The following is an 8,414-nucleotide window of genomic DNA, read 5'->3' on the forward strand; positions in this document are numbered from 1 at the left end:
ACTTTGGCAGCATTTATTCCATTGGCATTATGGCCAGGAACTGTTGGAAAATTTATGGTTTATTTCCCAATAACATTATCCTGTGTTTTGGGTGCATCATTATTTGTAGCCATGATAATAAATGCAGCAATGACAGGAGGATTTATGGATATTGAAGATAGAAATATTTCTAAAAAGAAATTAAAAAATCAAACTATAATTTTACTTGCAATTGCATTGTTGTTTGGATTAATTGGCTATTTAATAACTGGTTATTTTGGAATAATAATTATAATTTTTAGTGAAACTTTTTCAAAAGTAATTTGCCATTTATCATTAATTTATCTCGCATTAATTTGGGCTTATCATTTAAAAGTTTACCAATGGACACAAGATTTCCAACATAGTTTTTTCCCAAAATTAGAAGCCAAATACCAAGTTTTTCTGGGTAAAATTTTGACTGGAAAACGTGCCGTAATTTCGTTAGGAGTTATTGTATTTTTATTGTTTTTCTCATTTGTTTTACTTGGAATTTTCCCTAGAGAAGTGTTGTTTTTTCCAAACAATGTTCCGAAACAAAATATAGTTTATATTGAATATCCGCAAGGAACCGACATTTCTAAAACCAATACAGCTACTTTGTTTGTTGAACAACAAGTAATTGAAGTTTTAAAAAAATATGTTGACAAAAATACCAATGAAAATTTCTTAGCAGAAAGTATTGTTTCCCAAGTGGGTATTGGCGCAGGAAATCCAAATGTAGATTCTGGTAACCAATCTGAAACGCCTTATAAAGGAAAAGTTACAGTAAACTTTGTTGAATTTAATTTGCGTCAAGGTGTTGATACCAACCAAATTCTAGAAGAAATTCGTGCCAAAGTAAAAAATATTGCTGGAGCCAAAATCACGGTCGAAAAAGATGCTGCTGGTCCACCATCAGGTTATCCAATAAGTTTACAATTGTCTGGAACCAACTATGATCAAATGTTGGTCGAAGCCGATAAGGTGATCTCTTTTATCAATTCTAAAAATATTTCTGGAATAGAAAAATTAAGTATAGATGTAAATAAAGAATCGCCAGAACTTGAAATGAAAATCGATAGAGTTGGCGTAGGTAGTTTGGGTGCAACAACTGGACAAGTAGGTTTCACAATGCGTCGCGCCATTTATGGTCAAGAAATTTCAAAATATAAAGAAGGAGATGACGATTACGACATCACGATGCGTTTGCAAGAAGACCAACGAAAAAGTGAAAGCATCTTGTTTAACCAACCCGTGACATTCCGCAATCAAAATAACGGTCAAATTATTCAAGTTCCAATTTCAGCTGTTTCGACCACAGAGAAAAAATATACATTTAATCAGATAAAACGTAAAGATTCAAAACGCGTCATGACCATTTATTCTAATGTTTTGACTGGCGCAAATGGTGACGGAATCACAAAACAAATTGAATCCGCATTATCAACAGCAAACTATAAAATGGCTGGAGATATTACCTATTCATTTTCAGGTGAGCAAGAACAACAGAAAAAAGATTCAAGTTTCCTCTTTGGCGCATTACTTTTGGCACTGGCGAGTATCACAATTATTATTGTTTTACAGTTTAATTCCATTTCAAAAACAATGGTCATTATGTTCACCGTTTTATTAAGTTTTTCAGGTGTTTTCTATGGCTACGTTTTTGCAGGAATGGATTTTGTGATATTAATGACCATGATGGGAATTATTGCATTGTCTGGAATTGTCGTGAAAAACGGAATAGTACTTATGGATTTCTTTGTCTTATTATTAGACGCGAAAGTTGCCGATAAAAAAGTCGAATCGCACGATGATTTGACTATTGCCGAAATTAAAGAAGTAATTATTATTTCTGGAAAATCTCGTTTGCGACCCGTTTTATTAACCGCCTTAACCGCCATTTTAGGATTAATCCCTTTGGCAATTGGTCTAAATTTTGATTTCTTTGGCTTGATAACAGATTTGAATCCGCATCTTTACATGGGTGGCGATAATGTAATTTTTTGGGCGCCACTAGCATGGACCATCATTTTTGGTTTATCGTATGCTACAGTTTTAACACTAGTCATGGTTCCAGTCATGTTTTATCTAGTAAAAAGAACCAAATATTGGTTGCGCGACAGAAGGCTAAAACGCTAAACAGTTCAATCTTAAAATAAAATTTTAATATTTTATTACCACAAACTGCAATAGTTACCACAAATGAATAAGTGGGAATTAGTGTAGTTCGTGGTAATTTTTTTTCAAGACAATCCGAATATAATTATAAGCTATTTATACCATGAACCACCCATTCCCAAAAATTTTATAAATCATTTTTCTATAAATGCATAATATATTTATATTTGCATAACACAACGTAAAAAATACAACCGGGAATGAAATACAAGAGAATTCTCCTCAAATTAAGCGGCGAAGCATTAATGGGCGATAAACAATATGGAATCGACCCAAAACGTTTGGCCGAATATGCTGACGAAATCAAACAAATACACGACAAAGGTGTCGAAATTGCTATAGTAATTGGCGGAGGAAATATTTTTAGAGGCGTTTCTGGTGCCAGCAATGGTATGGATCGCGTGCAAGGTGACTATATGGGAATGCTTGCCACGGTCATCAACGGAATGGCACTCCAAGGCGCACTCGAAGAAAAAGGAATGCTTACCAGACTACAAACTGCTTTAAAAATCGAAGCCATTGCCGAACCTTATATAAAACGAAGAGCCGTAAGGCATTTAGAAAAAAACAGAATTGTAATTTTTGGTGCAGGAACAGGAAATCCTTATTTCACTACCGATACTGCTGCCGTTTTGCGTGGTGTCGAAATAAATGCAGATGTTATCTTAAAAGGAACTCGCGTAGACGGAATATATTCTGAAGATCCAGAAAAAAATAAAAACGCCATAAAGTTTGATACCATTTCATTTGATGATGTACTCAAAAAAGGTTTGAACGTCATGGATACAACTGCTTTCACACTAAGCCAAGAAAATAAATTGCCCATTATAGTTTTTGATATGAACAAACAAGGCAACTTACTTAAAATTTGTTCTGGCGAAAATGTTGGAACTGTAGTAAATATATAATAGAGATAATTCGATTAGTAGATGATTCGATTTTTCGAGAATTCTAATAATCCAACAATCTAACAATCTTAAAAAAATGACTGAAGAAATAGATTTTATATTGGATAGCACCAAAGAATCAATGGATGGTTCAATTGCACATTTAGAAAAAGAATTTTTAAACATTCGTGCTGGAAAAGCTTCACCTGCTATGCTCGGTAGTGTTTTTGTCGATTATTATGGATCTGCAACACCACTTTCTCAAGTGTCTAAAATTAGCGTTCCAGATGCTAGAACCATAACATTGCAACCTTTTGAAAAAAATATGTTGCAAGTAATTGAAAAAGCAATTATGATAGCCAATATTGGTTTTAATCCAATGAACAATGGAGATTTAATTATAATAAGTGTTCCGCCACTTACCGAAGAAAGAAGAAAAGATTTGGCAAAACAAGCCAAAGTCGAAGCCGAAGATGCAAAAATAGGCATCCGAAACGTTCGTAAAGATTCTAATAATGAAATTAAAAAATTAGAAAAAGAAGGAACCTCAGAAGATATTTGTAAAACTGCCGAAGAAAGCGTTCAAAATTTAACCAATAGTTATATTAGAAAAGTAGATGAACTTTTAGTTAACAAAGAAGCAGAAATTATGAAGGTTTAAAATATTTAAATTCACTATTTACTTCAATATTTTGAAGTAAATAGTGAATTCAGAACTAACTATTCTTTTACAGATTTCAACTGTTCCAAAGTTACATATTCCAATGCTTTTATATTTGTAGCCTCAAGCAAAACGGGTGGTGCCACGCCAGCATCGAAAGCCTCTTTCCATCGCAAAACGCACAAGCACCAAGTATCACCAGCTTTTAAACCTGGAAAGTTGCTTGGCGAATAAGCCGAAATCAAATCGTTGCCTTTGGATAACGAATACTTTAAAAATTTGTCGGTAACAATTGCCGCTACAACGTGTAAACCTCTATCGTTGGCATCGGTTTGGCAATAACCATTTCTATAAAAACCTGTCATTGGTTTTTTGCTCGCTAGTACCAATGGTTCTCCTAGTACATTCAATTGCGCTGTATTGGTCATGGTTTTTTTAGTTTTAGTTTTGATGTTCCCGCAATTTTCTTGCGATTTTTCTTGGGCAATAGCTACATAACCTAAAAAAAGTAAAGCAACTATAAAATTATTAAAAGTTAGCATTGGCACAAATTTTTAATCTAATTGATTTTAAAATCTAAAATTACATTAAATTTACCAAGAAATTATGCTATGAAACAAAATAAAAATGATTTAATATCTGAATTAATAAAACTTTCAAACCAGTTGGATACACAATATAATCTGGAATTAAATTTTAGAAATCATTGTTATCTAAGAATAGCTTATGATAATACAGTTAATAGTAAATGGGGCATTATAATTAAAAGACCTTTTACAAAATATGCCAGTGATGATCAGTTAAAAAATGCGTTAACCTTACTTTCAAGTTATTTATTAGACAAAGTAATCTTATTGTCAGACAATGAAAAAAGTTTGGCTTTTAGAAAAACTGATAACAATTCAAATGTGCATAATATCCTCAATCTCTTTGAATAATAATTCAGCATATTTAATTCGTGAAAATTTGTGAAATTCGTGTTTCCTTTTTAAACTGAATAGTTTTCAAATTTAATTCAACTTAAAATTAACCTGCATTTTTTCTAATTCAAACAACAACTCGTTAGAAATTTTAAGTTTCAGTTTTCTGCTTGGCATAGATATTCTGTTTAAAACGGAAGTTTCCTCAACTTGAGAAATGCTCTCTACAGCAATTGGCACCTCATCTTCTTCTGATATTTCTTCGGTAAAAACCACTTCTTCGGTTGAAGTTCCATCGTCAAACAAAACATCTGATTCCTTCGTTTCCACCTTAATGGGTTCAGAAATTGTAGTGACTTGTTTGGTGCTTTTTTCAATTTCCATAATTTCAAAAGTAACGGTTGCACTGTCGCCTTTATTTGAACTGAAAACAGCATTTAATTTGGTTACCATGTCTTCACGTAGCTCTTTTATATCCAAATGAATAATCAGTTTTTTGGCAAAACTACCTAAAACATCTTGCAACGATTGCACTTGCATAAAATTAATTTGTGGATCCGATTTTTTACCAGTTTCTCTATTCACCCAACCATCTTTGATATTTACTTTGATGAAAACAAAATGATTCTGCCCTAAAAAATGTCTGAATTTTAAATATTCTTCGTTAAAAATTCTAAACTCGTGGCTTTCGTCATAACCTTCCAAAACAAAAGTTGCCCAACCTTTCCCGTTTTTGGCTGTTCGATGTTGCACATTGGTCACAATTCCGCCAAAACAGAGATTTTTTCCAATAAATTGTTCTAAATTTTTGAGTGATTCCAACTTATTATTACAGAAATATTTCATTTCAAATTTGTAATCGTCCAGCGGATGTCCCGAAATATAAATGCCTACTACTTCTTTTTCTTTGGCCAATTTTTCCATGGTATTCCACTCTTCGCAAGGTGGAACAACGGGTTCGGCAATTTGAACATCGCTTGCATCGCCAAACAAACTTATTTGAGATGAGTTTTCATTCTCTTGAAATTTCGCACCAAAACGAATGGCTTTTTCGTAAAAAGTCAAATTGTCTCCATCGGTATGAAAATATTGTGCTCTGTGTGTATTTGTAAAACAATCGAAACCGCCCGCTAAAATTAAATTTTCAATGGCTTTTTTGTTGGCAGCACGTTGATCCACGCGTTTTGCCAAATCAAAAATCGATTTATAATTGCCGTCCTTCCTATTTTCGACAATGGTATTTACGGCGCCCATTCCAACGCCTTTTACGGCGCCTATTCCGAAACGAACCGCATAGTCGTCGTTTACGGTAAATTTATAAAAAGATTCATTTACATCTGGACCCAAAACTTGCAATCCCATACGTTTGCATTCTTCCATAAAGAACGAAACTTGCTTAATATCGCTCATATTGTTGGACAAAACTGCAGCCATATATTCGGCTGGATAATTGGCTTTTAAATAGGCTGTTTGATAGGCAATCCAAGCGTAACAGGTAGAATGCGATTTGTTGAAAGCATATTCTGCAAAGGCTTCCCAGTCTTTCCAAATTTTTTCTAATTTATCTTCTGCATGACCATTTAGCATAGCATGACTGATGAATTTTGGTTTCATTTTATCTAGAACATCACGCTGTTTTTTTCCCATGGCTTTACGTAAAACATCGGCATCTCCTTTAGAAAAATCGGCTAGTTTTTGCGACAGAAGCATTACTTGCTCTTGGTAAACCGTAATTCCGTAAGTATCTTTTAGCAAATCTTCGCAAGCTTCTAAGTCATATTCTATGGGTTCTTCGCCATTTTTTCGTTTAATAAAACTCGGAATATAAGCAATTGGCCCTGGACGATACAGCGCATTCATCGCAATCAAGTCATTGAAAACTGTCGGTTTCAATTCTTTCATATATTTTTGCATTCCAGCACTTTCATACTGAAAAATTCCAACTGTTTCACCACGCTGAAAAAGTTCGTATGTTTTGACATCGTCAATAGGAAAAGTATCAGGATCGAGTTGAATGCCTGATCTGTATTTGACCAATTTTACTGTATCTTTTATTAAAGTTAAGGTTTTCAAACCCAAGAAATCCATTTTTAATAATCCAGCACTTTCCGCCACCGAGTTGTCAAATTGGGTCACATATAAATCGGAATCTTTGGCGGTAGTTACAGGTACAAAATTGGTAATATCGCTTGGCGTAATAATCACTCCACAAGCGTGAATTCCAGTATTTCGAAGATTTCCTTCTAGAATTTGTGCTTGCTGAATGGTTTCGCCACTCAAATCTTCATCTTTGGAAAGATTGATTAATTCTTTCATTTTATCAAAATCTTCGGGACGCAATACTTTTCTGATTTCGGCTTCGGTATCGTTCATAAAACGAGACAAACTCCATTTTGCAGGAATCAATCCTGGAATCAACTTGGCAATTTTATCGGCTTCAAAAAGTGGTAAATCCAGTACTCTAGCCGTATCACGAATAGCAGATTTTGCCGCCATTGTTCCATAGGTAATAATTTGTGCTACTTGTTTAGAGCCATATTTCCGAATTACATAATCCATGACTTTGCTTCGACCTTCATCATCAAAATCGATATCAATATCAGGAAGAGACACACGATCTGGATTCAAAAATCTTTCGAAAAGTAAGTTGTATAAAAGCGGATCAATATTGGTAATTCCCAAGCAATACGCCACAACAGAACCTGCAGCAGAACCACGACCTGGACCAACAGAAACATCCATTTTTCGGGCTTCGGCAATGAAATCTTGCACAATTAAGAAATAACCTGGATAGCCAGAATTTTCTATGGTTAATAATTCAAAATCGATACGTTCCTGAATTTCAATAGTAATTTCGGCGTATCTTTTTTTGGCTCCAACCATTGATAAATGTCGTAAAAAAGAATTTTCGCCACGTTTTCCACCATCGGTTTCATCTTCAGAAATTAAAAATTCGGTTGGAATTTCAAATTTTGGCAACAGCACTTCTCTGTAAAGTGAATAAATTTCAATTTTATCTACAATTTCTTGAATGTTGACAATGGCTTCGGGTAAGTCTGAAAATAATTGTTTCATTTCGTCATCCGATTTGAAATAATATTCTTGATTGGGCAATCCAAAACGATAGCCACGACCGCGACCTATTGGTGTGGCTTGCTTCTCCCCTTCTTTCACACACAACAAAATATCGTGTGCATTGGCATCATCTTTAGAGATATAAAACGTATTATTTGTGGCAATAAGTTTTACATTATGCTTTCTTGAAAAAGAAATTAGAGTTTGATTCACTCGATTTTCATCTTCCTGATTATGCCGCATTAATTCCAAATAGAAATCATCACCAAATTGCGATTTCCACCAAAGTAAAGCTTCTTCGGCTTGGTTTTCTCCAAGATTCAAAACTTTACTTGGAATTTCACCATATAGATTTCCAGATAAAATAATGATATCTTCTTTGTATTGTTCAATTATATTTCTATCTATTCTAGGCACGTAATAAAAGCCTTCCGTGTAAGCAATGGAAGACATTTTGGCTAAATTATGATAGCCTTTTTTGGTTTTTGCCAAGAAAACCACTTGATAACCATTGTCCTTTTGGGTTTTATCTTTGTGATTGTTGCAAACAAAAAATTCGCAACCAACAATAGGTTTCATTTCAACTTCAATGGCAGGCTCGCCATTTTCTATAGCCGTAGCATTTTTAGCGGAAGCTATTTTATTCTGATTTAAAACATCGCGAACAAAATGAAAAGCACCCATTAAATTGGC

At 34.0% G+C, this 8,414-nt stretch carries 6 protein-coding genes; 4 read left to right on the top strand and 2 right to left on the bottom strand.

Going from position 1 to position 8,414, the window contains the following annotated elements:
• The 3 genes from RMN92_RS02355 to frr form a co-directional block, all read left to right on the top strand.
• The coding region (locus RMN92_RS02355) for an efflux RND transporter permease subunit (protein ID WP_309607858.1) at positions 1–2,139 on the top strand (2,139 nt) is incomplete at its 5' end.
• Between the two features lie 239 nt (positions 2,140–2,378).
• Complete coding sequence (gene pyrH / locus RMN92_RS02360) at positions 2,379–3,086, top strand: UMP kinase (protein ID WP_309607859.1); 708 nt, start codon at positions 2,379–2,381, stop codon at positions 3,084–3,086.
• 76 nt (positions 3,087–3,162) lie between these two features.
• The gene (gene frr / locus RMN92_RS02365; protein WP_309607860.1) at positions 3,163–3,726 is read left to right on the top strand and encodes a ribosome recycling factor; all 564 of its coding nucleotides are present in this window, start codon (positions 3,163–3,165) and stop codon (positions 3,724–3,726) included.
• A 59-nt stretch (positions 3,727–3,785) separates the two neighbouring features.
• Here frr and RMN92_RS02370 read toward each other — a convergent pair whose 3' ends face one another.
• Positions 3,786–4,268, bottom strand: a complete 483-nt coding sequence (locus RMN92_RS02370; RefSeq protein ID WP_309607861.1) for a DUF2237 domain-containing protein — start codon at positions 4,266–4,268, stop codon at positions 3,786–3,788.
• A gap of 69 nt (positions 4,269–4,337) precedes the next feature.
• Here RMN92_RS02370 and RMN92_RS02375 point away from each other — a divergent pair, with 69 nt between their 5' ends.
• Complete coding sequence (locus tag RMN92_RS02375; protein WP_309607862.1) at positions 4,338–4,664, top strand: acetyltransferase; 327 nt, start codon at positions 4,338–4,340, stop codon at positions 4,662–4,664.
• Between the two features lie 72 nt (positions 4,665–4,736).
• Here the strand turns inward: RMN92_RS02375 and dnaE are convergent.
• On the bottom strand, positions 4,737–8,414 hold a 3,678-nt coding region (gene dnaE, locus RMN92_RS02380), incomplete at its 5' end, for a DNA polymerase III subunit alpha (protein ID WP_309607863.1).

It is taken from the genome of Flavobacterium sp. (genome assembly GCF_031363805.1).
Taxonomy (GTDB): Bacteria; Bacteroidota; Bacteroidia; order Flavobacteriales; family Flavobacteriaceae; genus Flavobacterium.

Coding starts and splice junctions, on each gene's coding strand:
- pyrH (WP_309607859.1), top strand. CDS start 2,379: ATGAAATACAAGAGAATTCTCCTCAAATTAAGCGGCGAAGCATTAATG.
- RMN92_RS02375 (WP_309607862.1), top strand. CDS start 4,338: ATGAAACAAAATAAAAATGATTTAATATCTGAATTAATAAAACTTTCA.
- frr (WP_309607860.1), top strand. CDS start 3,163: ATGACTGAAGAAATAGATTTTATATTGGATAGCACCAAAGAATCAATG.
- RMN92_RS02370 (WP_309607861.1), bottom strand. CDS start 4,268: ATGCTAACTTTTAATAATTTTATAGTTGCTTTACTTTTTTTAGGTTAT.